This is a genomic window from Gilliamella apicola (genome assembly GCF_003202655.1).
Lineage (GTDB): Bacteria > Pseudomonadota > Gammaproteobacteria > Enterobacterales > Orbaceae > Gilliamella > Gilliamella apicola_R.
The window spans coordinates 45,140-70,860 of sequence record NZ_QGLR01000015.1; the positions used below are offsets into that span (position 1 = coordinate 45,140).

Consider the following 25,721-nt stretch of genomic DNA (forward strand, 5'->3'; position numbering starts at 1 on the left):
GATTATCTTATTAGCTACTTTTTATAACTCATTTAATTGATTTAAAACATAATGAAATTATATGGCCTTTCTGGTACTAAAATTAGCTGTGCGTTTATATCAGCCTGCATAACTACTCCATACAATACAACGCGTTTTCTTAAAGATCTCATTGCCGGAATAACCGTTGGTATTATTGCTATTCCGCTAGCTATGGCTCTAGCTATTGCGAGTGGTGTTGCACCTCAGCATGGCCTCTATACGGCAATTATCGCCGGGTTTGTGATAGCCCTTACCGGTGGCTCACGTTTTAGCGTTTCGGGACCAACTGCGGCATTTGTGGTAATTCTATATCCTGTTTCTACACAATTTGGTTTATCCGGACTGTTAATTGCCACCCTACTTTCCGGTGTTTTTTTGATATTAATGGGCGTGATTCGTTTAGGGCGATTAATTGAATACATTCCACTACCGGTGGTATTAGGTTTTACGTCCGGTATTGCGATAACCATTGCCACCATGCAAATAAAAGATTTCTTTGGCTTAACGCTAGAACATATGCCAGAAAGCTATATCAATAAAGTTATTGAACTGGTTAAAACTTTTCCAACTATTAATATCGCCGATACTTTGGTTGGTTTTGTTACACTGATTGTTCTAATTGTTTGGCCTAAATTTCGGGTAAAAATATCTGGCCATTTACCAGCATTAATTGCCGGTATTTTAACCATGTTGTTATTCAATCAATTTGGCTATCACATCGAAACAATAGGTTCACGATTCACTTATACATTGGCCGATAACACTGTTGGTCATGGTATTCCGCCGGTTTTACCAGAATTTATCTTACCATGGGAACACGCCACTTTTACTTGGGATTGGTCGACATTAACCGCTTTAATGCCGATCTCGTTAACTATGGCAATGTTATGTGCAATTGAATCATTGCTATGTGCAGTCGTGTTAGATGAAATGACACATACCAAACATCACTCCAATAGCGAACTCATTGGTCAGGGTTTAGGTAATCTTATTGCACCATTTTTTGGCGGAATTTCAGCAACTGCCGCCATAGCTCGTTCAGCAGCCAATGTTAAAGCAGGTGCCACCTCGCCGATTGCTGCTGTATTGCATTCAATAATCGTATTATTGGCCCTTATCTGTTTTGCCCCGCTTTTATCATTTATCCCATTATCAGCAATGGCAGCATTATTGTTAATTGTTGCATGGAATATGAGTGCCGTTCAACGCGTAATCTATATTATTAAATGTGCGCCTAAAGACGACATTATTATCATGCTTATTTGCATGTCACTTACCGTATTATTCGATATGGTTATTGCTATTACACTGGGGATTGTATTAGCCTCTATCTTATTTATGCGACGTATTGCCCGTATGACTCGCTTGGTCGAATTGAATCAAAGCAATGAAAAAACCTTAGTTCTACGTATTAATGGTCCATTGTTCTTCGCCGCTGCTGAAAAGACATTCTTAGAGTTATATCAAAAAATTAATGGATACCAACATATTGTTTTACAATGGGATGCCGTACCTATTCTTGATGCTGGTGGCTTAAATGCACTGATCCATTTTATTGATGAATTACCACCGCAAGTCGATCTATCTATTTGCGAACTACAATTTCAACCATTAAAAACCTTAGCGCGAGCAAGAGTTGTACCAATCGCAGACAAATTAATGTTTTATTCAACTTTAGATGAAGCACTGAAAGATAAAATTTAATAGCTAAATTGGTTTTATTATATTGATTAAATATTATACTTAGTGAAAATAAATCGTCCTGATTTTCACTAAGTATTTTGTTCCACCTATGCACACTTCCCTATTTCAAACTAATATGCATCAAAGTTAGCTCAGCAAGATTGTGTTATTTAATAAGTTACATTAACAACAAAAATAGGAAATTAATATGATAGCTAATGAAAATATTATTCAACATGTTAAGCAAAAAGCGAATTGGTTTATTGTAATTGGTGTGATCTTAATTATTCTTGGTTGTTTGGCATTGGGTTACCAATTCATCGCCACTGTGTTTTCTGTTTATTTTATCGGCTCTCTACTTTTTATCGCCGGTGTTATCCAAGTTATCCACGCATTTAACCTTAAAGGTTTCGGTCAGACGGCTTTATGGGCCATCATGGGGATTTTATATATTTTTATTGGGGTGATGTCGTTTTTACAACCACTTGCCGTCTCCTCAGCATTAACGTTACTCATTTCACTATTATTGACTATTAGTGGATTTAGCCAAATTTTTGTTGCCATGAGTAACCGCAATTTACCACGTTGGGGATGGGTGGTTTTTTCTGGAATTATTAACATTATATTAGGATTTATGCTAATAACCGGTTGGCCATATGATAGTATTTGGGTGCTAGGAATGTTTTTAGGTATCGATCTTATTTTCCAAGGTTTTGCTTATATTACCATTGGTTTAGCGTTAAAAAAGCCTAACGCTTAATATGTTATTGCTCACAATATAATTTGTGAGCAATTCTCTTTTGCTGTTCAAAAAAGACCATTTTAACGACTCAATCAAAGATTGCTATTTATAACTTTTATTGGTTTTCCCTTTAACTTCGCGCATTGACTGCAATATTCGATGATAATTAGCTAATCTTGATGGCGCTATCGCGCCATCGCTAACCGCTTTTTGCAATAAACAACCTGGGGTATCTAAATGATTACAGTCCCGAAATTGGCAGCCCCCTAAATAATCATCAAATTCGACAAAACCGGCAATAACTTCCTCAGGTTCTAAATGCCATAAACCAAACTCCCGAATTCCCGGCGAATCAATAATATCACCGCCATTAGGTAAATGGTAAAGCCGAGTTGAAGTTGTGGTATGTTGGCCAAGCCCAGATATTTCAGACACTTCGCCAGTTAGCGTAGCTTGGTCATGAGGTAATAGCAAATTGATAATACTCGATTTACCGACACCTGATTGCCCAACTAAAATAGATATTTTGCCATCTAATACCTGCTGCAAAGGGGCAATACCCTGTTGTGATTGGCAAGAGACATATAAAACTTGATAACCAATTTTGCTGTAAATAAGAAACTGTTGTTCAATCTCTTGTTTTTTTTGTTCATCAAGCAAATCAATTTTATTTAATACGATAATTGGGGTAATTTTAGTCGCTTCACATGCAACTAAATAACGATCGATGATATTAAATGATAATTCAGGTAATACCGCAGAAATAATAACAATTTGATCGACATTGGCGGCAACAGGTTTAACGCCATCATAAAAATCAGGTCGTACTAACTCGGAATGACGAGGATGCACGGCTTCTATAATACCATTAGTATTCGATTCTAAACTTTCACGCCACAATACTTTATCGCCGGTCACTAATGATGGTAAAGTACGACGAATACTACATCGGTAGATGTTGCCAGCATTATCTTCAACATCCGCTGATTTGCCAAAGCGACTCACTACCACGCCATCACGAGGCGTAGAAAAATTAGCCAGATTGTCATCTAACTTAGTTTCTAAACGCTGTTGATGCTTAGCGGCCATACGCCTTTTTTGATTTTTTGAGAGTTGATTTTTCGCCACAGTAACTAATTTTTTGCTCAAACAGTTTGGTACTTATGCTACACTACTCGGTATTAAAAAGAAAATTTATCTCGAAAATTATGACGACACAAGTAAATATAAACAGTAGTAATCTTATCTGGATTGACCTAGAAATGACAGGTCTTGATCCAAATAGCGATCGGATTATCGAAATCGCTACCATCGTAACTGATTCTAATTTAAATATCCTCGCTGAAGGCCCAGTCATTGCTATCCATCAATCAGATGAACAACTTGCGCTTATGGATGATTGGAATCAAAGAACGCATGGCAAATCCGGATTAATTGATCGTGTGCGTCAAAGTACCATTTGCGAACAACAAGCCGAACAACAAACCATTGAATTTTTAAAACAATGGGTGCCGGAAAACTGTTCACCAATCTGTGGTAATACCATTGGTCAAGATCGCCGTTTTCTATTTAACTATATGCCAAATTTAGAAAAATATTTTCATTATCGATATTTAGATGTCAGTACGATTAAGGAATTAGCCAGACGCTGGAAACCAGAAATATTAAAAGGTATCAGTAAACAGAGTTCTCACCAAGCTTTAGATGATATTCGCGACTCTATCGCCGAATTAGTTTATTACCGACAACACTTTTTTAATCTTACTAATGAATGATCATGAGTATTGTATATACGATCTTACTTTATCTAATTCAACCACTAGTCTGGCTGAGATTACTTTGGCGTAGCCGTAAAGCGCCAGACTACCGTAAACGTTGGTTGGAACGTTATGGATTTTGTAAAAACAAAGTTAAATCAGGTGGAATTTTAGTACATGCGGTTTCTGTCGGCGAAACGTTAGCCGCAATTCCATTGATTAAAGCACTTCAAAGCCAATATCCACAGTTACCGATTACGGTGACGACCATGACCCCTACTGGCTCTAAACAAGTTAAATCAATACTCAAAGAGAGTGTTAGTCATGTCTACTTGCCTTATGATCTGCCTTGTGCAATACATCGCTTTCTAAAAACAGTTCAGCCCAAATTAGTCATAATTATGGAAACAGAGCTTTGGCCAAACTTAATTAGCCAATGTGATAGCAAAAAAATTCCATTGATCATTGCTAATGCCCGCTTATCAGAACGTTCAGCCAAAAGATACCATAAACTAGGACAAGCGATTAGTAAACTATTAGCTAAAATCAGCACTGTTGCCGCCCAAAATAGACAAGACGGTGATAGATTTATCTCATTGGGTCTACCGGCAGATCATTTAGCGGTAACGGGTAGTATTAAGTTTGATATTGAACTCACAGCCAAGCAACAACAGAATCTTGCGCAGTTAAAACAGCAATGGCAATTACATCGACCAGTACTAATCGCTGCCAGCACGCATTCAGGCGAAGATGAAATCATTTTATCAGCATTTCAACAGCTTCTTAAAAATCATAGCAACTTATTACTTATTTTAGTCCCTCGTCACCCTGAACGTTTTAAAACCGTTGAAAAGTTAATTGCCGATAATGGCTTGAATTATATTACACGCAGTAGCAAACAACACCCTACAGATCAGACACAAGTGATTTTGGGGGATACCATGGGAGAATTACTGGAACTTTATGGTTTGGCTAATATTGCTTTTGTTGGCGGTAGTTTAATTGAGCATGGCGGACATAACCCCTTGGAACCGGCTCTACACCATATTCCCATTATAAGCGGTACACATTTTTTTAACTTTAAAGTTATTGGTGAACAGTTAATTGAGGCTAATGGCATGCTGGTATGTGATAGTTCTGCTGATTCGCTCTATTCCACCATTAATAGCTTATTAAATGATGAAAGTCGTTGTCAGCAAATTGGCGAAAATGCCTATCAAGTTTTAAAAAATAACCAAGGTGCACTAAATCGCCTTCTTGAGGTTATCCATCACTATCTCGAAAAATCATAAGGATGGCTTGTGAATAAAAAACAGGGGTTATTGCTAGTTAATTTAGGCACACCAAGTGCCGTAACACCAATGGCGATTCGTTGTTACTTGACCGAGTTTTTACTCGATCGCCATGTTGTCGACCTGCCTGCTTTTATTTGGCATCCAATTTTAAAATACCTAGTACTGCCTAAACGTGTCCCCTATATCATCAACCATTATCAAAAGATATGGATAGAGGGTGAATCACCATTACTCCATTACAGTAAACGCCTGATCAATCAATTACAACCCGCATTACCTGACATGCAATGCGAATTAGCCATGACCTATGGGGAACCGAACTTACTGTCGGCGCTAAATAATTTAACATCATGTGAAAAAATCACTTTATTACCGTTATTTCCGCAATATTCGACCACCACAACTCAAGCAGTATTAGCTAAAGTAAAGCAACTTATTGCTGACAATAATATCAAAATTAATCTTAGCTATATTCGTGATTATGCCGACCACCCAAGTTATATTGATGCACTTTATTGGCAAGTTCAGCAAGCGTTTTCAACCCAAGGGCAGCCGGATGTATTGCTCCTTTCTTACCATGGTATTCCTCAACGCTACATTGATAAACGCCAAGACGACTATGTGCAAAGATGCCAGTTAACCACTAAATTATTGGCAAACAAGTGCCATGCAAATGGCATCGACTTACCAATAATAATGGCTTATCAATCAAAGTTTGGTAAAGGGAAATGGGTTGAACCCAACACCAGCGATATATTAGCAAAATTGGCTAAAACCGGTACTGAACATGTGCAGGTTATCTGTCCAGGTTTTACGGCAGATTGTATTGAAACTATTTATGAAATTGACGAACAAAATCGAGAAATATTCTTAAATGCTGGCGGTAAACAGTTTTATTATATCCCAGCCCTAAACGATACACCATTACAGGTTAAATTAATCAAAAATATAGTTGAAAAACCTCCTTTCCTCAAAAAGTTTTAACCAACTAAGATCTATTTTTAATAATAATCAAATATATTAAATCTTATCTGCTCAACTTAAAATTGATTAATATTAACGCTAAATAACCAACTAATTTAACTAGTATGATTAACCTGTGTTAGGATGATAGTTAAAAATTATTAGCGCTCAAAGGAGAATAATCGATGAAAATAATCATCATTGGCGCTCAAGCAGCTGGCGCAAGTGCTGCTGCAAAAGCCAAAAGAAGGGATCCCAATGCGACGATTCGCATCTATGAAAAATCAGATATTGTTTCATTTGGAGCGTGTGGCTTACCTTACTTTATTGGCAACCACTTTGGTGATGAAAATGAAATGATATCCAGAACACCAGAACAATTTGCTAAAGATGGCATTGAAATCAAAACATTGCATGAAGTTATCGCTATTGACCCAAGATTAAAAAAAATTACCGTTAGGGATATCAAAAGCAATAATTGTTTTGATGATGATTATGACAAATTACTCATTGCCGTTGGTGCCGCACCAATAATCCCACCGTTAGAAAATCACCAACTGGAAAATATTTTCACTTTACGGGATATGTATGATGGTTTAGCCATAAAAAATGCCTTAACCAATCGGCAAAACAGCAATATTGTGGTCATAGGTGGCGGCTATATCGGGCTGGAAATAACCGAATCTTTAGTCGCATTAAACAAAAATGTAAAGCTAATTCAATTAGATGAAAGAGTATTGGTCGACGCCTTTGATCCAGAACTTACCGAGATAATTGAAGAAAAGCTAAAACAACATTGTGATTTACACCTACAAGAACGAGTACAAGGTTTCGAAGGTGAACAGAAAGTTACTCATGTTATTACCAATAAAGCTAAATATCCTGCTGATATAGTCATTATTGCCACCGGGGTAAAACCTAATAGCGAGCTATATAAAGATTTAGATCTTGAAACACTTAGCAATGGGGCTATTATCATTGATAGTTATGGCAAAACTAATATTGCTGATATTTATGCCGCGGGCGACTGTGTCGCTCTTTATCATCGTGTTAGCCAATCAATGACCTATATTCCATTAGCGACTGGCGCCAACAAACTCGGTAAGGTGGTTGGTGACAATTTAGCCGGCGGTAATAATCAATTCCCAGGAACCCTTGGCACATCAGCATTAAGAGTGTTTGATACTGAAGCTGGCCGAACAGGACTCACCGAACAGCAAGCTATCAAAGCAGCTATCCCTTACAAAACAGTGATAGTTAAAGATAAAAATCATAGTAACTATGTTGCAGGGCAAACTAGCGTTATTGCTAAACTGATTTATCACGCTGAAACTCGTGTTTTATTAGGTGGACAACTGGCTGGCGGCAGTGGCGCTGCATTAAGAACCAATAGTTTAGCTACGGCTATTTGGGCAAATATGAAAATTGATGAATTAGCGATGATGGACTTTTTATATGCGCCACCTTTTTCAAGACCGTGGGATATTTTAAATATCGCCGGAGGTATCGCTAAATAGAGTTTAAGCATAATAAATATTTGCTTAGTTATTAAGATTCAGAATGGGCAGTTGGGTTAATTTAAATGGTTAATCCAACCCAAAAACAGATTATTCAAAATTAATTTAATTTTATCCAAACGCTGGGGGTAAACATGTCAGATGCCATATTTCAGGGCACTTTTTTCGAAAAGTTCTTATCTATCACTCATTATCAAACCTTAATCGGCATTGGGTTATTACTGCTTTGCTTTTTCGCTATCATGCGGCCACTACAAACAAAAAAAGTTAATTTTTCCATTCGAATGTTAGTCGGATTGATACTTGGTGCCGTTCTTGGTTTAGGTATCCAAGCGGCAGCCGGTTTTCCTACTGACTCAACAGTTTGGATGCAAGAAACAGCAACATGGTATGGTTTATTTGGTCGCGCCTTTATCGCCTTTATACGCATGCTGGTGATCCCGTTAATTTTTGTCTCAATCGTAAAAGTGATTATTGATTTTTCTGGTAAAGAGAATTTACCACAAATCGCATTCAGAGGGATTTTTTGGTTGCTATTTACTACCGCAATTGCATGTATAGTCGGTATCCTCTTAGCCAATGTCTTATCTTTAGGTGAAATCAGCTCAGCCTCAGCCAAAACTGCTACCGCGAAACAATATACAAATATCATCGATACATTTGTCAATCTTATTCCAAGTAATATTATTGCTTCTATGGTAAAAGAGAATATCGTAGGTTTAGTTATCTTTTCGGCTTTAATGGGGCTTGCCGCTAACCGCATGGAAAAAAAGAATCCGCAACCTATCGCTCTTTTTAAAACTTTTATTGAGGCGCTTTATAAAATCATCATGTCAATTGCCATGACAGTCATCAAATATATGCCTTATGCAGTAATTGCCTTACTTGCTCGCACCATTATTTCAAACGGTATCCCAGCAATTATTGAAGTATCAAGCTTCGTATTAGCGATTTACCTTGCCACTATAATAATGCTTGTTGTGCATATTGTGATTGTGATGGTGCATGGTATTTCCCCTATCCTCTTTATTAAAAAGGCACTTGGCACATGGTTACTGGCCTTCACCAGCCGCTCATCGGTTGGTACATTACCAATGACGATATCAACATTGACCGTCAGAATGGGAGTAAATACCGGTACCGCAAACCTAGTCGGATCGCTTGGTAGTACAATGGGTATGAATGGTTGCGCTGGCTTTTTCCCTGCTTTACTGGCGGTTATGGTTGCTCATATGGTAGGCATTAATACTGATATTCAATTTTACATTATGCTAGTAATTGTGGTGGTTATCGGTTCGATTGGCATCGCCGGTATTCCAGGTACGGCAACTGTTGCTGCTACTGTGGTGCTTTCTGGTATGGGAATGGCTGAGTACTTCCCATTAATCGGTATGGTATTAGCCGTCGATCCAATTATTGATATGGCGAGAACTTTAGCTAACGTATCTGGAGCAATGACCGCAGCAATAGCAACGGATCACGAGGTTGGATTAATGGATATGGATATCTATAACGATCCAAATGTAACTTTAGATAACGAACAGTCAGAAGTTTAACCAAGAAATAATTTGCATTGAATGTATTGTAAATTGCAAAAGACGCCAATTGGCGTCTTTTTTATCTTAACGGTAAAGCAAACTTATAGAGTTTTTAACCACGCTTTAACATCATCACCTAAGCTATTGTGACGCATTGCGTATTGTACGAAAGTTTGTACATAACCTAATTTATTTCCACAGTCATGGCTTCGACCTTTTATACAATAGGCATCGACAGGCTCATCTTCTAGTAACATCGCAATCGCGTCAGTTAATTGAATCTCACCACCTGCTCCTAATGGCGTTTTGGCTAATAAAGGCCAAATTTTTTCAGACAGTACATAACGTCCAACGACTGATTGATTAGACGGCGCTTCGTCAATTGACGGTTTTTCAACTACACTATACATTTGGACGACATTACCAGCGGATAACTCTTCACCTCGGCAGTCGACAATACCATAAGAGGATACTAGCTCTTTCGGTACAGGTTCAACCATAATTTGACTATGTTTAGTGTTATGATAATTATTAATCATCGCCGCTAAATTATCTTGAGAAAGATCGCTATCATACTCATCAATAATTACATCCGGTAACACAACGGCAAAAGGTTCATCACCAACTAAAGGATAAGCACAAAGCACCGCATGACCAAGTCCTTTAGCTAAACCTTGACGAACACTTGTGATAGTGACATTTTTTGGTAGTATACCTTGTACTTCCTGCAAGAGCTGGCGTTTAACACGCGCCTCAAGCATAGCTTCAAGCTCAAAACTGGTATCAAAATGGTTTTCAATAGAATTTTTCGAAGAGTGTGTCACGAAGATAATTTCGGTTATTCCCGCAGCAATACACTCTTTGACTACATATTGAATAAGTGGTTTATCAACCACTGGTAGCATCTCTTTAGGAATCGCTTTGGTTGCAGGTAACATTCTTGTGCCAAGACCAGCAACAGGGATCACCGCTTTTTTAACTTTTCCCTTAACAGAGGGTTCAAAATTTAATGGCATTTTAATTCCTTAAAAAAAAAATTAACTAATAATATTATAACTTTCCTCTCAACGATATCCATTTACAAACGTATTCTTCACGCGCACTGAATTTAGCATATACAAGACCCAAATAGTGCTCCAAATAATGCTATTTGTTGTAATAAAAATATCACGAATTTCAAGTTTAAATATAGTAAATTGATCATTAATAAACAGGTCTAAAACCTTAAATATAACGATTACAAATTCAAAACAGATCATTAAAGATGGAAATTTATAATTTTTAGTAAAAAACAGATAGAGCAGATAGCTACTAAAAAAAATAATAATCAGATTAATACCAATTTCAAATAGATAAACCCACTTAAGATTTTCAATATAAAGATTGGAATCTGGATTAGTAATTTGAGACCATTCTATAAAGATAATGCTACTATAAAGAATCAAAATTAAACTACTGATACAACTAAAAATTAATCTTATTGCAACAATAATAAGCCAGCCACCTAACCCCTTAAGGGGTGAGTTGTCAGTCATATAAATTCCTTATTTGATAATAGATAAATCGTTAGATTCAATTAGTGACGGATTATCCCTATCTTTAGCTAAAGAATCAATGGAAATATAGACAATCTGACAGTTCTCTAATACCGCCTCTTTAACTACAAATTTTGCTTTACGATCGCGTGCTTCTTTCTGTTTGGCGCTAATGTAGAGATCATCATAGCCATCATCATACATTGATGCTCGTTCAAATATATTCGTACTACGCCAAAATGTCTCTTTTGGATAATCGCGCTCAAAAGTTTGACCGGTTAATTTGCCTTTTAAACCAGCATAACTTATTGGTAAATGATTACCCGCTCGACTTTGTGAGAGATAAATATGGGGATATTCTGTAAGATTGGGGTCAAGCTGGTTTAGCTTAAATTCAATACCAGAACGATTTTGATACTGGCAATTTTCCATTGTTAAAGGCGCAGTTCGAAAATTCAACGAACTGCACCCTACAAGTAAAAATACTAAAATAAAGATTCGATACATATTTTCCTGTTTGCTTATAAAAATATTTATAAGCAATTGCACTCATTGTTTACATTTTATCACTAACATTTTCGGCGGTATTGGTAATTGCTTTACCGCCTGATTGCACATCTTTACCTACACCTTTAAACGTATTACAACCTACAACCAATGTTGCCATAACAAGAGCTACTACTAACATTAACATTTTGTGGAACATTTTAAATACTCCTCTGATTAATGAATTAGCTATTTGATTGTAGCAAAAGCCTCTGCTACACGATGTATATTAAGGTGATTTAAACCCGCCACACACATTCTTCCACTGCCCACCAAATAAACAGCAAAATCATCTTTTAATTGTGCGACTTGCTCTTTAGAAAAACCGGTATAACTAAACATACCTCTTTGTTTGAGTAAATAATCAAAATTCTGCTTAGGTGCGGCTGTTTTTAATAGATCGACTAATGTTGAGCGCATACTAACAATACGGTTACGCATTGATTCAACTTCTTTAAACCATAAAGCTTTAAGTTCAGCATTATTCAGTACGTATGACACTAACTGCGCACCATAAGCGGCTGGACTTGAATAATTTCGACGAACGGTTGCTTGTAACTGGCCAAATACTCGATTAGCCGCTTGGTTATCATCACATAAAACCGATAAACCACCTACTCGCTCACCATAAAGTGAGAATGTTTTAGAAAACGAATTACTGATAAAACCACACAAGCCTTGCTCCGCCACTTTTTTTATTGCATAACTATCACTTTCGATAGTTTCGCCAAAACCTTGGTAAGCAATATCCATAAATGGAATAAGATCACGATTTTGTAAAACCTCAATCACTTTATCCCACTGTTGATGGGTTAAATCTGCCCCCGTTGGGTTATGACAGCAAGGATGCAACAACACGATACTTTTAGCCGGTAAGCTATTTAGCGTCGCAAGCATAGCATCAAATTTTACGCCACAAGTCTCTGGATCAAAATAGGGATATTTATTTACCTTAAAGCCTGCTCCATTGAAAATAGCGATATGATTTTCCCAAGTTGGATCACTAACCCACACTTGTGAATCGGGAAAATAGCGATATAAAAAGTCAGCACCGACTTTCAGCGCTCCAGATCCGCCTAATGTCTGAACAGTGGCAATTCGCTGTGCTTGAAAAGCAGGATTATCTTCACCAAAAAGTAGCGATTGGATCGCTTGACAATAACTCGGTAAACCACTCATTGGCAAATAAAGTTGCGCACCTTGTTGATGATGATAAATATAGTCACGAGCCGTTTTTACGCAGGATAATTGCGGAACCACACTGTTTTCATCATAATAATAACCAATACTTAAATTGATCTTATCGGCACGCTTATCATTATTAAATTCAGCGACCAATGATAAAATGGGATCACCCGCATACGACTCTACTTTTTCAAACATTTTTCCAACCTAATTAACCAATAAATAGCAATGTATAATTGTAGATTATTGCACCAACTTAATTGGCAATCAATCATTAAATAATAGTTTAAATATAAATAATTTTAGGCTGATAAAAGCGATGGTTTAAAAAATTGATTCTGATAGAAAAATCCCAAAGTAGACGATAAAAATTAGGAAAATTAAGTAAAAAAACTCAAAAACCCCGTTCCTCAACTTTTCGGTACTTTAATTGGTCGTTAATTAGCACCTTTCGGTGCTAACCATTTTTGTGAGCTTATTTGACAGCAATCACTTCTATTTCAACTTTTGCATCTTTAGGAATGCGTGCAACTTGCACACAAGAGCGAGCAGGGAATGTGGCTTGATTCTCAGTAAAAAATGCCTCATAGACACTATTCACTTCGGCAAAATCATTCATATCAGCTAAAAAAATCGTTGTTTTAACAATATTTTTAACTTGATAACCAGCTTCAGTAATAATCGCTTTAACATTCGCTAAACTTTGTTTTGCTTGCTCTTTGACACAATTTGGCATCTCACCTGTTGCGGGGTTAATCGGAATTTGACCTGAGGCAAATAACATATTGCCTAAATCAACACCTTGAACATAAGGGCCAATAGCCGCAGGGGCTTTATCGGTATTAACAACTTTTACCATGTATGCTTTCTCCTTTCATCTTGTTATGGCTCCCATTTCAACAGGAAGCCAATTTGGTGTCAAGTCACAGTAAATTTATGATCATGGGACTTCTGTCAATTTTCTGATATGATAGGTGAAAATTTTTTCATTTTTTTTGAGAGTTAGTATGTTTGAGAATTTAACTGATCGTTTATCACAGACATTTCGCAATATTAGTGGTCGTGGGCGTCTGTCTGAAGATAATATTAAAGATGCGTTGCGCGATGTGCGTATGGCATTACTTGAGGCCGATGTTGCCTTACCTGTAGTACGAGAATTTATTAACCAAGTTAAACAAAAAGCTGTCGGTTTAGATGTTAATAAAAGTCTAACACCCGGCCAAGAATTTATAAAAATAGTTCAAGCCGAACTTACCAGCGCAATGGGCGAAGTTAACAGTACACTTAACTTAGCTACCCAGCCTCCAGCGGTTATACTAATGGCTGGCTTGCAAGGTGCCGGTAAAACAACTAGCGTGGCTAAACTGGCAAAATTCTTAAAAGAAAAACAGAAAAAGAAAGTCTTAGTTGTCTCTGCTGACGTTTATCGTCCCGCAGCTATAAAACAATTAGAAACACTGGCGAAAGCGATTAATGTTGAGTTCTTCCCATCAGATATAAAACAAAAACCAGTTGATATTGTTAACAAAGCCATTTCGCATGCGAAATTACAATTTTTTGATGTGCTGATTGTCGACACTGCGGGTCGATTGCATGTTGATAGCGAAATGATGGATGAAATCAAAGCATTACATGATGCAATCAATCCAATTGAAACCTTATTTGTGGTCGATGCCATGACCGGGCAAGATGCTGCTAATACCGCCAAAGCATTTAATGATGCCTTACCACTAACTGGGGTTATTTTAACTAAAGTGGATGGTGATGCGCGTGGTGGTGCGGCATTATCAATTCGTCATATTACCGGTAAACCAATCAAATTCTTAGGGATGGGTGAAAAGACGGATGCTCTTGAACCTTTTTATCCTGACCGTATCGCGTCACGCATTTTAGGCATGGGTGATGTTCTCTCTTTAATTGAAGAATTACAGAGTAAAGTTGATCGTGAAAAAGCGGAAAAAATCGCCAAAAAACTTAAAAAAGGCGATAAGTTTGATTTTAACGACTTTCAAGATCAACTACGACAAATGCGTAGTATGGGCGGAATGGGCGCAATGCTAGCCAAACTGCCGGGCGTCGGTCAACTTCCTGAGCATATCAAAGCGCAGATGGATGATAAAATCACCATCAAGATGGAAGCAATTATTGGTTCCATGACATTAAAAGAGCGGGCAAACCCAGAAATTATAAAAGGTTCTCGCAAACGTCGAATTGCTAATGGTTCCGGTACCCAAGTGCAAGATGTCAACAAACTGCTTAAACAGTTTGAAGATATGCAAAAGATGATGAAAAAAATGAAAGGTGGTGGCATGATGAAGATGATGCGCCAAATGAAAGGATTAATGGGCGGCGGTATGGGTTTCCCTCCGAGATAACGTTTTACTTTTCTCTTTCTTGCAATTCATTACTATCGCGCAGCTCGGCGCGATAGTATTTCAATAATCTTAATTCTCTCGATTTACTGCTTTAATCTTACTTGGCCGATGCGGTGCATGGTTAATGATACATAGTTAATACGGTTCCAATCGATGAAACGATGATGAACATAATAGCCAACCATTGATAATGTGTTAACTGTTCGTGCAACACAATTAATCCGGAAAACGCCGCAAATACTGGTGACAAACTCATTAAGGTACTAAAAGTTTGCGCTGATAAGCGTGGTAGTGCGATCATATCAAGACTATATGGAATAGCTGATGCTAACAGGGAAACCACAAAAACCAGTGGCAGCAGTTCGATTGAAAACATGGTGCTTCCACTTTGCCATACGCCAATTGGAAACAGTAATAGCGAGACGACAATTGAACCTACCGCAACACTTGATGCGTCATAAGTTGTCCCCACTTTACGCCACTATCGCGCAGCTCGGCGCGATAGTATTTCAATAAACTTAATTCTCGCGATTTACTGCTTTAATCTTACTTGGCCGATGCATAGTTAATACGGTTCCAATCGATGAAACGATGATGAACATAATAGCCAACCATTGATAATGTGTTAACTGTTCGTGCAACACAATTAATCCGGAAAACGCCGCAAATACTGGTGACAAACTCATTAAGGTACTAAAAGTTTGCGCCGGTAAGCGTGGCAGTGCGATCATATCAAGACCATATGGAATAGCTGATGCTAACAGGGAAACCACAAAAACCAGTGGCAGCAGTTCGATTGAAAACATGTTGCTTCCACTTTGCCATACGCCAATTGGAAACAGTAATAGCGAGGCGACAATTGAACCTACCGCAACACTTGACGCGCCATAAATTTCCCCCGCTTTTCGGCCAAAAAGAATATAACCCGCCCAACAGCTACCTGCACATAAAGCCAGTAAAATACCAATAGGATCTAAATCATTGGAAGCTTGATGAATAGGCAACAACATCACTAATCCAACTATCGCAATAGCTAACCAAATAAAATCGGTTAATCGTCGTCCGGAAAACATCGCCACCATAATGGGGCCAGTTAACTCAATGGCTACCGCGATACCTATCGGAATTCGTGATATAGCATTATAAAAAGCCAAATTCATACATCCCATCGCTACACCATATAAAATAATATATTTAATGGCCGGTTTAGTGATGGTTTTACGCCAAGGTTTAAAGATTATTACCAATAAAATTGCCGAGAAAAATAACCGCCAAGCAGTCATCGCCTCTGGCCCGAGTACCGGGAACAAGTATTTAGCGAATGAAGCACTTGCTTGTACCGATATCATCGAAACAAAAATTAATAGCACAGGCCAAGATCTTTTGAACATAATAACTACCTTGATTGAAGTAACTGCATTTAAAGGGTCGCAATCTGTTTGCATAACAACGTAAAATCAATTTAAGATTATTACGATATGTAGCTAAAACACGTTGTTATTAAATAAATTGCATCAATAACGTTTTTAAAAATATCACATCACGTTTAGTTTTCCCTTTTTACTGATAGCAATGCCAGATCTTGAAGCGCTTTTTTATAAGGGGAATCCGGTAGGATTGAAATAACATTAAATGCTTTATTGGCTTCTTGTTGAGCGGTTTTAAAAGTAAATTCAAGTGATCCACAAGACTGCATCACCGCTAAAATATGATCTAATAAATGACGACCATTTCCTTGCTCAATGGCTTGGCGGATTAAAGTCGCATCTTCTGAATTAGCATGATGCATCGCATGTAATAAAGGTAAAGTTGGTTTACCTTCATTAAGGTCATCACCTAAATTTTTACCTAATTTTTGATTACTATCAGCGCTATAGTCTAATAGGTCATCAATAATTTGAAAGGCTGTTCCCAAATATTTTCCATATTCTTGCAGGGCAAATTCCTGCTCAGGGGTTGCGCCGGCTAATACCGCAGCTGAATGTGAAGTGGCTTCAAACAGTCTTGCTGTTTTACGATAAATAACTTGTAAATACTGCTCTTTAGTAATATCAGGATCATTACAATTCATAAGTTGTTGAACTTCACCTTCGGCAATGACATTGGTCGCTTCTGACATTATTTTCAACACTTTGAATGATTCGGTACGTACCATCATTTGGAAAGATCGGGTATAAATATAATCACCAACTAAGACACTAGCCGCATTACCAAATAATGCATTAGCGGTTGATTTGCCACGCCGTAAATCAGATTCATCAACAACATCATCATGCAATAAAGTCGCCGTGTGGATAAATTCAATAAAAGCTGCGGTAATAATATGTTTATCACCCTGATAATTGAGCGCTTTAGCGATGAGTAATGCAATAATAGGACGAATACGCTTGCCACCACTGCTGATGATATAATTTCCTAATTGATTGATTAATACCACATCAGAACAGAGTTCTGCTTGTATTGCTTCATTAACCTTAATTAAATCATCTTGCACTAAATCGAGTATTTGTTTTATTGATGGATTATTCATCAGTCTAACCGCTACAAATGGGAAATATTTGCTTACTATTATCTGATAAATATTTTTATGCAACAAGTAGTGATAAATCATATTTAAAAAAATGCTACAAATGATAAGCATTTTCATTTAGAATACTCGCCTTAAGCGAAAATTATTTACCGTTATGAAGATTAATTTTGATATAGATATCAACAACGAACAAGAACCACAATCACCTGCTTCTAATAAGCCAAAGGATGTTTATTTATATACATCTATCTCTGTGATATCGCATCTATTTTTATTCGGATTATTATTCAGTTCAGCACTGTTTGCAAATAATATCACGATTGATGAAGGTGATAATTCAATTAAAGCTGTGATGGTCGACCTTACTCAGCTAGCCGCGCCTGAACAATCCTTAGTTGAAGATGCACCTGACATTAAAGGTGTTGAAAACAGTGAAATCATCGACAATAAACCAATTGAAGAACCGCAAGTTGACCCGGTAAAAGAGCCTGAGATCGTCAAAGAAGAAAAACCAGTGGTTGAAACCGATAAACCGGTAATTATTAAAACCGAACCAAAGCCGAAAAATAAAAAACCACCTACCCAAAAATCATCTCGTCAACAAGTTAAACAAGACGTGATCAGTGATAAAGTGGCAAATACTTCAGTAGCACCTAAAGTATCTGAAAATCGACAATATTCAGGCAATCCAACACCAATTAGTCGTAATCGACCTGAATATCCTCGAAGAGCACTTGATATGCGCTTAGAGGGTTATGTTGTTGCCATGTTCGATGTTACAAGTGAGGGGCGTGTTGAAAATATTAGAATCATTGAAACCCAACCTAATAATATTTTTAATCGCTCGGTTATCTCGGCAATGAAAACGTGGAAGTACAAACCAATTGCTGGTAAAGATATCAAAATAAAGATTATTTTTAACCGCGATAATTCAATTAGCTTAGGTTAATCATACAGTTACCAATCAATAATTGTCTTTTAAACAATAAAAAGCGCTAATCTCAACATTTTGATTAGCGCCTTATTTAAATTCATCGGTTATTTCGCATTAAAAATTCAATCTGCTGTGGATCTTTTGGTACCGTTGCGGTTAAAACTTGGTTGCCAGAGTCGGTAATTAAAATATTGTCTTCAATCCGAATACCAATACCCTTATAGCGTTCAGCAACATCAGCATCTTTATTAATATAGAGACCAGGTTCTACCGTTAAAACCATACCCGGTTCCAGTAGACGATCGCGATCACTGCCAACATCATGCACATCAATACCTAACCAATGGCCTAAACCATGCATATAAAACGCTTGATAAGCTTTATTAGCAATCAATGTTTCAACATCGCCTTGCATAATTCCCAACTGAACTAACCCTTCAACCATCATCCGAATAATTTCTTGATTCACTAAGGATATTGAAGTACCTGGTTTTAATAATTTAATAGCGGTATATTGTGCCGTTAATACTATGTCATATATTTCGCGTTGAGCTAGATTGAAGTGACCATTAACCGGAAATGTTCGGGTAATATCTCCGGCATAATATTGGTATTCACAACCTGCATCAATTAAGACTAAATCACCATCTTGCAACTTGTCGCTATTATTTTCATAATGCAATATACAACCATTATTACCACCACCAACGATGGTGTTATATGACGGCCAACGAGCACCACGCCGAGCAAACTCATGTAAGATTTCGGCTTCTAATTGATATTCAAACCAATTGGGCTGACATTTTTGCATTGCTCGAATATGTGCTTGCGCACTGATTTCACAAGCTTGACGTAAAATGGCGATTTCATATTCAGACTTAAACATCCGCATTTCGTGAACGATTGGTCGCCAATCAATAACTATGCTTGGCGCTGAAAGTTTTAATCGACTGCCTTGCAGTAAAGTATTAAGCGTTTTTTTAATTATCTCGTCAGCATAATGATATAGCTGGTCAGCATGATAAATAGCTTTTTTACCATTGATTAAATTAGGCAAAACCTCATCAATCTCATCAAAAAGATAGGCTTCATCTACTAAAACTTTTTCAAGTGCAGCTTGTTGACCTAACCGATATCCGGTCCATGTTTCAGCTAGAGGATCTTTTTTACGATTAAATAAAATATAACGTGGTTGATTATCTGACTGTTTAATAACCACAAAAAGTGCTTCTGGTTCAGCAAAAGAAGTAAAATACCAAAAATCACTATCTTGTCGATAAGGATAATGGGTATCATTACTTCGCTTAACTTCTGGCGAAGCAAAAAATAAGGCAATGCTATTTAACTCCATCTGTGCCAATAATTTATTTCGTCGAGCTAACAGTTCTGCCTTGGTATCAATATCTATCATAGCGTTTACCTTAATGATCAATAATACAGCATTTTAGTGAAGAGTTGGGGTGATATCAGATTCATTAAATTCATCAAAACATAACATCGCCGTAATTCGAACGTACTCTTTGATCTCTTCAAATGCAAAACCTAGCTCTTGCTGATCTTCATCTTCATCATAACCGAGTTTAACTATTTGTCTTAGGTCGTATATTGCTTCACCTACATCGCCTTTAAGCCGATTAAGTTTTGGTTGAACTAAACCAATACCTAATAAAAAATGATTTACCCAGCCAACTAAATCATCAATTTGGCGAAACAAATCTTGTTCACTAAGTAAAAGCTGGAACTCAAAATCTTCATCAATAAGTTGTTGTTTTGTTGAATGATATAATTTTTCTATTTGTTTATTTAACGGTTCAGCAATTTTTTGCCCATCATTTAACATGTCTTGCACTAACACTCTCCAGCTCTCGTCATGATTTCCGCCTGCCAAGATGCCAGTTAAAAATCCATGTAATTCAGCTGCGGTTATACCAATTTTATTCTGAATAAGTTGACGATTAAGCTCATCATAAATTTTGCTATCTGTCATGAATTCCACCCTTGTTTTGTGATAACGGTAAAAATACACCCCTGCACTTTCACACATTATTAGTATATAATTTGCGCCTAACTGTAAATAATAAACAGGTTATTGCGCTTTATAAAGGAATTATTTTGAACATTTTAAGATTAATTTTAACATCGCTATACATAGTTATATCATTAACTGCGTGTAGTTCATGGCTACCAAACAAAGGTATAATCGTTCTTGATGTGCAGAATAATACAAATACCGTTGTAACTAGCCAAGATTTACCTAAAAATTATCAGTTAGGCAATAGTGAACAAGAACTTGATAAGTTTGAATCTTTCTGCCGAGAAGAGATCCGTGCCTCACAACTAGATGGTAGTGAAGAGTTAGTATATGAAAATATCAAACGAGGAATTCACGGGCAGGTAGAATTTAAAAAATGTAGTGATAAGATCACTCGGATTTACCAATATTAATAAATATATCAGCTAACTTTGATGATTATGGCTAATAAGATTAACTAAATGTTACATATCTGTGAAATCTTACTAGCCTTTCAAGCTGTTTTTATTTATATTGTCGCATGAATAAATATATTTTTGGGAGTTAAATAATTATGTATAAGCAAGATGTAACCATTACTGCATCGAACGGTCTTCATACCCGCCCTGCTGCACAATTCGTAAAGGAAGCTAAAAATTTCAATTCTGAAATTACTGTCACATCAAATGGAAAAAGTGCTAGTGCTAAAAGCTTATTTAAATTACAAACACTAGGATTAACTCAAGGAACTACTATTACTATTTCAGCTGAAGGTGAAGATGAAAAAGAAGCAGTAGCTCATTTAGTAAAATTAATTCCTGAATTGGAATAATACTCCCATATCAGCTTTAAACGGTTTTAATATTAGATAAGGATTAAATGTTATGGTATCAGGTATACTTGTTTCCCCCGGTATCGCTTTTGCAAAAGCGCTATTATTAAAAGAAGAACCTATTATTATTAATAATAGGCAAATTCTAGATAACAAAATTGATGCTGAAATTGATCGCTTTAAAGAAGCGCGTGAAAAATCAAGCGAACAATTACATGCCATCATGGAGCGAGCAAAAACCACTTTAGGTGAAGATAAAGCTGCCATTTTTGAAGGTCATATTATGCTTCTTGAAGATGAAGATCTTGAACAAGAAGTTATTTCACGTATCAAAAGTAAACACTCAAGTGCTGATGCCGCAGTCCAATCTGTATTTGAAACCCAAGCAAAAGAGTTAGAGAACTTAGATGATGAATATCTAAAAGAACGTGCGGCCGATATCCGAGATATTGGTAAACGATTGCTAAAAAATATTTTAGGTATTGAAATTGTTGATTTAAGTGCTATTAGCCAACCTTGTATTTTAGTTGCGACTGATTTAACACCATCGGAAACTGCGCAATTAAATTTAGATATGGTATTAGGTTTCATCACTGATGCCGGCGGTCGTACGTCACATACATCGATTATGGCTCGTTCATTAGAAATTCCAGCTATCGTTGGTACCTCTAATGCAACCCAAGCAATCAAACAAGGCGATTTTGTTATTTTAGATGCCATCAACAATGCTATCTACATTAATCCAGATCACGCAACTCAAGAAAAATTAAAACAAGTTCAAACCAAATATATTGCTGATAAAGAAGAGTTAGCAAAATTAAAAGATTTACCAGCTGTGACCCTTGATGGTCATCAAGTTGAAATTTGTGCCAATATCGGTACAGTTCGTGATATTGCTGGTGCAGATCGTAATGGTTATGAAGGTGTTGGTCTTTATCGTACTGAATTCTTATTTATGGATCGTGATGCGTATCCTAATGAAGACGAACAATTCAAAGCATATAAAGAAGTTGCTGAATCAACTAATGGTTTATCGGTTATTGTTCGTACCATGGATATTGGTGGTGACAAAGATGTACCTTATATGCATTTACCAAAAGAAGAAAATCCATTCTTAGGTTGGCGAGCAATTCGTATCTGTTTAGATCGTAAAGAAATCTTACATGCTCAGTTACGTGCAGTTTTACGTGCTTCGGCATTTGGTAAATTACGTATTATGTTCCCAATGATTATTTCGGTTGAAGAGATTCGTATCTTAAAATCTGAAATTAACATCCTTAAAGAACAATTAACCTCTGAAGGTAAAGCATTCGATAAAAACATTGAAATCGGTGTTATGATCGAAACGCCAGCCGCAGCAGTCATTGCTCGTCACTTAGCGAAAGAAGTTGACTTCTTTAGTATTGGTACTAACGATTTAACCCAATATACCCTTGCTGTTGACCGTGGTAATGAATTGATTTCACATCTTTATAATCCACTTTCACCATCAGTATTAACTTTAATTAAAAATGTAATCGATGCGTCTCACCAAGAAGGTAAATGGACTGGAATGTGTGGTGAACTTGCTGGTGACGAAAGAGCAACAATTTTATTACTTGGTATGGGTCTTGATGAGTTTAGTATGAGTGCGGTATCAATTCCTAAAATTAAGAAACTAATTCGTAATACTAATTATGAAGAAGCGAAGAAATTTGCTGACACGGTTCTTGAAAAAGCAACAGCTAAAGAAGTAACCGATTTAATTGAAAAATATACTGCTGAAAAGCAAATTTGTTAGGAGGCCATGATGGGGCTATTTGATAAAATTAAACAATTTGTATCTGATGATAACAAACATAACATCGAAATTATTTCACCGCTTAGTGGTGAAATCGTTAAAATCGAAGATGTACCCGATGTTGTTTTTGCAGAAAAAATCGTTGGTGATGGCGTAGCCATCAAACCATCTGGAAACAAAATTGTTGCACCATTAAATGGTAAAATTGGTAAAATTTTCGAAACCAATCATGCCTTTGCGATTGAATCAGATGAAGGTATCGAGCTTTTTGTTCACTTTGGTATAGATACTGTTGAATTAAAAGGTGAAGGTTTTACCCGCGTTGCCGAAGAAGGACAACAAGTTAAAATTGGTGATACTATCATTGAAATCGATCTACCTTTACTTGAAAGTAGAGCTAAATCAGTATTAACCCCAGTGGTTATTTCAAATATGGAAACCGTGGTTGAATTAACTAAACTAACAGGTTCAGTTGAAGCGGGCAAAACACCAATAATGCGTGTTAAAAAATAATCAGTTATAAAAAAACCTTCAGTTTAGAAGCTGAAGGTTTTTTTTATTTATTCAATTCATAATACTTATTCAATTCACAAAATAGTGGTTAACGCCATTTCTTATATTGATTAATTAGATTATTAGTAGAATCATCGTGCGAACTCACCGGTTTATCATCAGCTAATTCCGGTAAAATTCGGCCAGCTAATTGCTTACCAAGCTCAACTCCCCATTGATCAAAACTAAAGATATTAAGAATAATACCTTGGGTAAAGATCTTATGTTCGTACATCGCTACCAGTGCCCCTAATGTATAAGGCGTGATTTTCTTGACTAAAATAGAGTTGGTTGGTTTGTTACCTTCAAAGACTTTAAATGGAACAATAGATTTAACTTCATCAAGTGTTTTACCCGCAGCAACAAACTCTTGTTCTACTTGTTGAGCTGTCTTACCAAAAGCTAAAGCTTCTGTTTGGGCAAAAAAGTTAGAAAGTAACTTCGGATGATGATCACCAACCGGATTGTGACTAATGGCTGGCGCAATAAAATCACAAGGAATCAGTTTAGTACCTTGATGAATTAATTGATAAAAAGCATGCTGACCATTTGTGCCCGGCTCTCCCCAAATAATTGGGCCGGTTGTATAACCTGTTTTGTTACCATTACGATCCACACTTTTACCATTTGATTCCATATTACCTTGCTGGAAGTAGGCGGCAAAACGATGCATATATTGATCATAAGGTAGAATCGCTTCGGTTTCGGCACCATAAAAGTTATTGTACCAAATACCAATTAAAGCAAGTAAAGTCGGAATATTTTTTTCAATTGGTGCGCTTTGGAAATGTTTATCCATTGCATGGCCACCAGCTAAAAACTGTTTAAAGTTTTCAAAGCCAATTGAAAGGACAATCGATAAACCGATAGCTGACCAAGAAGAGTAACGACCACCTACCCAATCCCAAAATTCAAACATATTAGCTGTATCAATACCAAATTTTTCAACTTCTTTGGCATTAGTTGATAACGCCACAAAGTGAAGCGCAACGGCTTTCTCATCTTTTGCCGCATCAAGTAACCATTGACGAGCCGTTTGCGCATTGGTCATCGTTTCTTGAGTTGTAAACGTTTTTGAGGCAACTAAAAATAACGTAGTTTCTGGATTTAAACCCTTTAAAGCTTCAACAATATGCGTACCATCAACATTTGAAACAAAGTGCATAGTTAAATGATTTTTATAAGGTCTTAGCGCTTCGGTTATCATATGTGGCCCTAAATCTGAACCACCAATACCGATATTAACTACATCGGTAATTGCTTTACCAGTATAACCTTTCCACTCACCACTAATAATTTTTTTACTAAAGGATTCCATTTTAGCAAGCACTGCATTGACATCATCCATAACATTTTTACCATCAACATAAATTGGTGAATTTGAAACATTACGAAGCGCAACATGCAAAACGGCGCGATTTTCTGTGCGATTAATTTTTTCACCGCTGTACATAGCCTTAATGGCACCATTTAAATCACATTCATCGGCAAGTTTATAAAGAATTTCTAATGTCTCTTGCGTTACACGATTTTTTGCAAGATCAACCAAGAACTCATCTTCAAAAGGAATACTTAACTTTTCAACTCGCTTAGGTTCATCTTTTAGAATTTGGGCAATGGTTTTAGCGTGATGCTTTTGATAACTAGCTTGAAGGGACTTCCAGGCGGAAGTAGTTGTTGGATCAATTGACTTTAACATGACTTATTCCTTAATTAATATAGCACTATTAACCATAATATAACTATGCCTAACATGATGCAAGATAAGGATTTATTCTTTCAAATTAAGTTAAAATAAAAAATAATAAAAGTTATTTTCTTTTCCTAATCAAATAACTTGAATATAATGTTACAGATAAGCTATTTGATACATATAACCGTTCAAAAAATAATTTTCTAACTAATTAGTACCAATAAAATAACTA

Annotated in this window: 26 protein-coding genes; 13 read left to right on the forward strand and 13 right to left on the reverse strand. The window is 36.7% G+C overall.

The genetic code is table 11. From position 1 onward, the window contains the following. Positions 1-51 precede the first annotated feature (51 nt). Together dauA and DKK70_RS13925 are read left to right on the forward strand one after the other, a co-directional pair. Positions 52-1,725 (forward strand): C4-dicarboxylic acid transporter DauA, encoded by a 1,674-nt coding sequence (gene dauA, locus DKK70_RS13920; protein WP_110424308.1) that lies wholly within the window; start codon positions 52-54, stop codon positions 1,723-1,725. Positions 1,726-1,912: 187 nt separating this feature from the next. Next, the gene (locus tag DKK70_RS13925) at positions 1,913-2,464 is read left to right on the forward strand and encodes an HdeD family acid-resistance protein (protein WP_110424309.1); all 552 of its coding nucleotides are present in this window, start codon (positions 1,913-1,915) and stop codon (positions 2,462-2,464) included. Positions 2,465-2,548: 84 nt separating this feature from the next. Here DKK70_RS13925 and rsgA read toward each other — a convergent pair whose 3' ends face one another. Further along, positions 2,549-3,574: a small ribosomal subunit biogenesis GTPase RsgA gene (gene rsgA / locus DKK70_RS13930; protein ID WP_110434603.1), complete on the reverse strand. Its 1,026-nt coding sequence runs from the start codon at positions 3,572-3,574 to the stop codon at positions 2,549-2,551. Positions 3,575-3,654: 80 nt separating this feature from the next. Here rsgA and orn point away from each other — a divergent pair, with 80 nt between their 5' ends. The 5 genes from orn (at position 3,655) to DKK70_RS13955 (ending at position 9,534) form a co-directional block, all read left to right on the forward strand. Next, on the forward strand, positions 3,655-4,221 hold the full coding sequence (gene orn, locus DKK70_RS13935; protein WP_065578370.1) for an oligoribonuclease: 567 nt from the start codon (positions 3,655-3,657) through the stop codon (positions 4,219-4,221). A gap of 2 nt (positions 4,222-4,223) precedes the next feature. Further along, positions 4,224-5,495: a lipid IV(A) 3-deoxy-D-manno-octulosonic acid transferase gene (gene waaA, locus DKK70_RS13940; protein WP_110434548.1), complete on the forward strand. Its 1,272-nt coding sequence runs from the start codon at positions 4,224-4,226 to the stop codon at positions 5,493-5,495. Between the two features lie 9 nt (positions 5,496-5,504). After that, the gene (gene hemH, locus DKK70_RS13945) at positions 5,505-6,482 is read left to right on the forward strand and encodes a ferrochelatase (RefSeq protein WP_110434549.1); all 978 of its coding nucleotides are present in this window, start codon (positions 5,505-5,507) and stop codon (positions 6,480-6,482) included. Positions 6,483-6,646: 164 nt separating this feature from the next. Continuing rightward, the gene (locus tag DKK70_RS13950; protein WP_110434550.1) at positions 6,647-7,978 is read left to right on the forward strand and encodes a CoA-disulfide reductase; all 1,332 of its coding nucleotides are present in this window, start codon (positions 6,647-6,649) and stop codon (positions 7,976-7,978) included. A gap of 134 nt (positions 7,979-8,112) precedes the next feature. Then, positions 8,113-9,534 carry a cation:dicarboxylate symporter family transporter gene (locus DKK70_RS13955; RefSeq protein WP_110434551.1) on the forward strand — a complete coding sequence of 474 codons (1,422 nt, stop codon included), beginning with the start codon at positions 8,113-8,115 and terminating at the stop codon, positions 9,532-9,534. A gap of 83 nt (positions 9,535-9,617) precedes the next feature. On the opposite strand, the gene galU is transcribed toward DKK70_RS13955, so the two are convergent. From galU to DKK70_RS13985, 6 genes are all read right to left on the reverse strand, one after another. Further along, positions 9,618-10,532, reverse strand: coding sequence for a UTP--glucose-1-phosphate uridylyltransferase GalU (gene galU / locus DKK70_RS13960; protein ID WP_110434552.1), 915 nt, complete (start codon positions 10,530-10,532; stop codon positions 9,618-9,620). Between the two features lie 48 nt (positions 10,533-10,580). Continuing rightward, entirely contained in the window at positions 10,581-11,051 is a 471-nt protein-coding gene (locus DKK70_RS17725) for a DUF2569 domain-containing protein (protein ID WP_110434553.1), read from the reverse strand. Between the two features lie 9 nt (positions 11,052-11,060). Next, entirely contained in the window at positions 11,061-11,510 is a 450-nt protein-coding gene (locus DKK70_RS13970) for a hypothetical protein (protein ID WP_146210884.1), read from the reverse strand. Positions 11,511-11,607: 97 nt separating this feature from the next. After that, positions 11,608-11,739 carry an entericidin A/B family lipoprotein gene (locus DKK70_RS13975; protein WP_375334998.1) on the reverse strand — a complete coding sequence of 44 codons (132 nt, stop codon included), beginning with the start codon at positions 11,737-11,739 and terminating at the stop codon, positions 11,608-11,610. Between the two features lie 47 nt (positions 11,740-11,786). After that, positions 11,787-12,980 carry an amino acid aminotransferase gene (locus DKK70_RS13980; protein WP_110434556.1) on the reverse strand — a complete coding sequence of 398 codons (1,194 nt, stop codon included), beginning with the start codon at positions 12,978-12,980 and terminating at the stop codon, positions 11,787-11,789. Between the two features lie 277 nt (positions 12,981-13,257). Beyond that, on the reverse strand, positions 13,258-13,641 hold the full coding sequence (locus tag DKK70_RS13985) for a RidA family protein (protein ID WP_110424315.1): 384 nt from the start codon (positions 13,639-13,641) through the stop codon (positions 13,258-13,260). Positions 13,642-13,789: 148 nt separating this feature from the next. Between DKK70_RS13985 and ffh the strand changes: the two genes are divergently transcribed. After that, complete coding sequence (ffh, locus tag DKK70_RS13990; protein WP_110434557.1) at positions 13,790-15,157, forward strand: signal recognition particle protein; 1,368 nt, start codon at positions 13,790-13,792, stop codon at positions 15,155-15,157. Positions 15,158-15,278: 121 nt separating this feature from the next. On the opposite strand, the gene DKK70_RS13995 is transcribed toward ffh, so the two are convergent. The 3 genes from DKK70_RS13995 to ispB all read right to left on the reverse strand — a co-directional run bounded on the left by DKK70_RS13995 (position 15,279) and on the right by ispB (position 17,687). Continuing rightward, positions 15,279-15,629: an EamA family transporter gene (locus DKK70_RS13995; RefSeq protein WP_110434558.1), complete on the reverse strand. Its 351-nt coding sequence runs from the start codon at positions 15,627-15,629 to the stop codon at positions 15,279-15,281. A 46-nt stretch (positions 15,630-15,675) separates the two neighbouring features. Continuing rightward, complete coding sequence (locus DKK70_RS14000) at positions 15,676-16,548, reverse strand: EamA family transporter (protein ID WP_110434559.1); 873 nt, start codon at positions 16,546-16,548, stop codon at positions 15,676-15,678. Between the two features lie 155 nt (positions 16,549-16,703). Continuing rightward, positions 16,704-17,687 (reverse strand): octaprenyl diphosphate synthase, encoded by a 984-nt coding sequence (gene ispB, locus DKK70_RS14005; protein ID WP_110434604.1) that lies wholly within the window; start codon positions 17,685-17,687, stop codon positions 16,704-16,706. A gap of 154 nt (positions 17,688-17,841) precedes the next feature. Here ispB and DKK70_RS14010 point away from each other — a divergent pair, with 154 nt between their 5' ends. After that, positions 17,842-18,636: a TonB family protein gene (locus tag DKK70_RS14010; protein ID WP_110434560.1), complete on the forward strand. Its 795-nt coding sequence runs from the start codon at positions 17,842-17,844 to the stop codon at positions 18,634-18,636. An 82-nt stretch (positions 18,637-18,718) separates the two neighbouring features. Here the strand turns inward: DKK70_RS14010 and pepP are convergent, their stop codons facing one another. Next, complete coding sequence (gene pepP, locus DKK70_RS14015) at positions 18,719-20,032, reverse strand: Xaa-Pro aminopeptidase (protein WP_110434561.1); 1,314 nt, start codon at positions 20,030-20,032, stop codon at positions 18,719-18,721. 33 nt (positions 20,033-20,065) lie between these two features. Further along, positions 20,066-20,608 (reverse strand): UPF0149 family protein, encoded by a 543-nt coding sequence (locus tag DKK70_RS14020; RefSeq protein WP_110434562.1) that lies wholly within the window; start codon positions 20,606-20,608, stop codon positions 20,066-20,068. A gap of 125 nt (positions 20,609-20,733) precedes the next feature. On the opposite strand from DKK70_RS14020, the gene DKK70_RS14025 reads away from it, so the two are divergent. From DKK70_RS14025 to crr, 4 genes are all read left to right on the forward strand, one after another. Beyond that, positions 20,734-21,066, forward strand: coding sequence for a hypothetical protein (locus DKK70_RS14025; protein ID WP_110434563.1), 333 nt, complete (start codon positions 20,734-20,736; stop codon positions 21,064-21,066). 140 nt (positions 21,067-21,206) lie between these two features. Then, on the forward strand, positions 21,207-21,464 hold the full coding sequence (gene ptsH, locus DKK70_RS14030) for a phosphocarrier protein Hpr (RefSeq protein WP_034883950.1): 258 nt from the start codon (positions 21,207-21,209) through the stop codon (positions 21,462-21,464). 52 nt (positions 21,465-21,516) lie between these two features. Next, positions 21,517-23,244 (forward strand): phosphoenolpyruvate-protein phosphotransferase PtsI, encoded by a 1,728-nt coding sequence (gene ptsI / locus DKK70_RS14035; protein ID WP_110434564.1) that lies wholly within the window; start codon positions 21,517-21,519, stop codon positions 23,242-23,244. A 9-nt stretch (positions 23,245-23,253) separates the two neighbouring features. Continuing rightward, the gene (gene crr, locus DKK70_RS14040) at positions 23,254-23,757 is read left to right on the forward strand and encodes a PTS glucose transporter subunit IIA (RefSeq protein WP_110434565.1); all 504 of its coding nucleotides are present in this window, start codon (positions 23,254-23,256) and stop codon (positions 23,755-23,757) included. Positions 23,758-23,845: 88 nt separating this feature from the next. Here the strand turns inward: crr and pgi are convergent, their stop codons facing one another. After that, positions 23,846-25,495: a glucose-6-phosphate isomerase gene (gene pgi / locus DKK70_RS14045; protein ID WP_110424324.1), complete on the reverse strand. Its 1,650-nt coding sequence runs from the start codon at positions 25,493-25,495 to the stop codon at positions 23,846-23,848. Between the last annotated feature and the right edge of the window lie 226 nt (positions 25,496-25,721).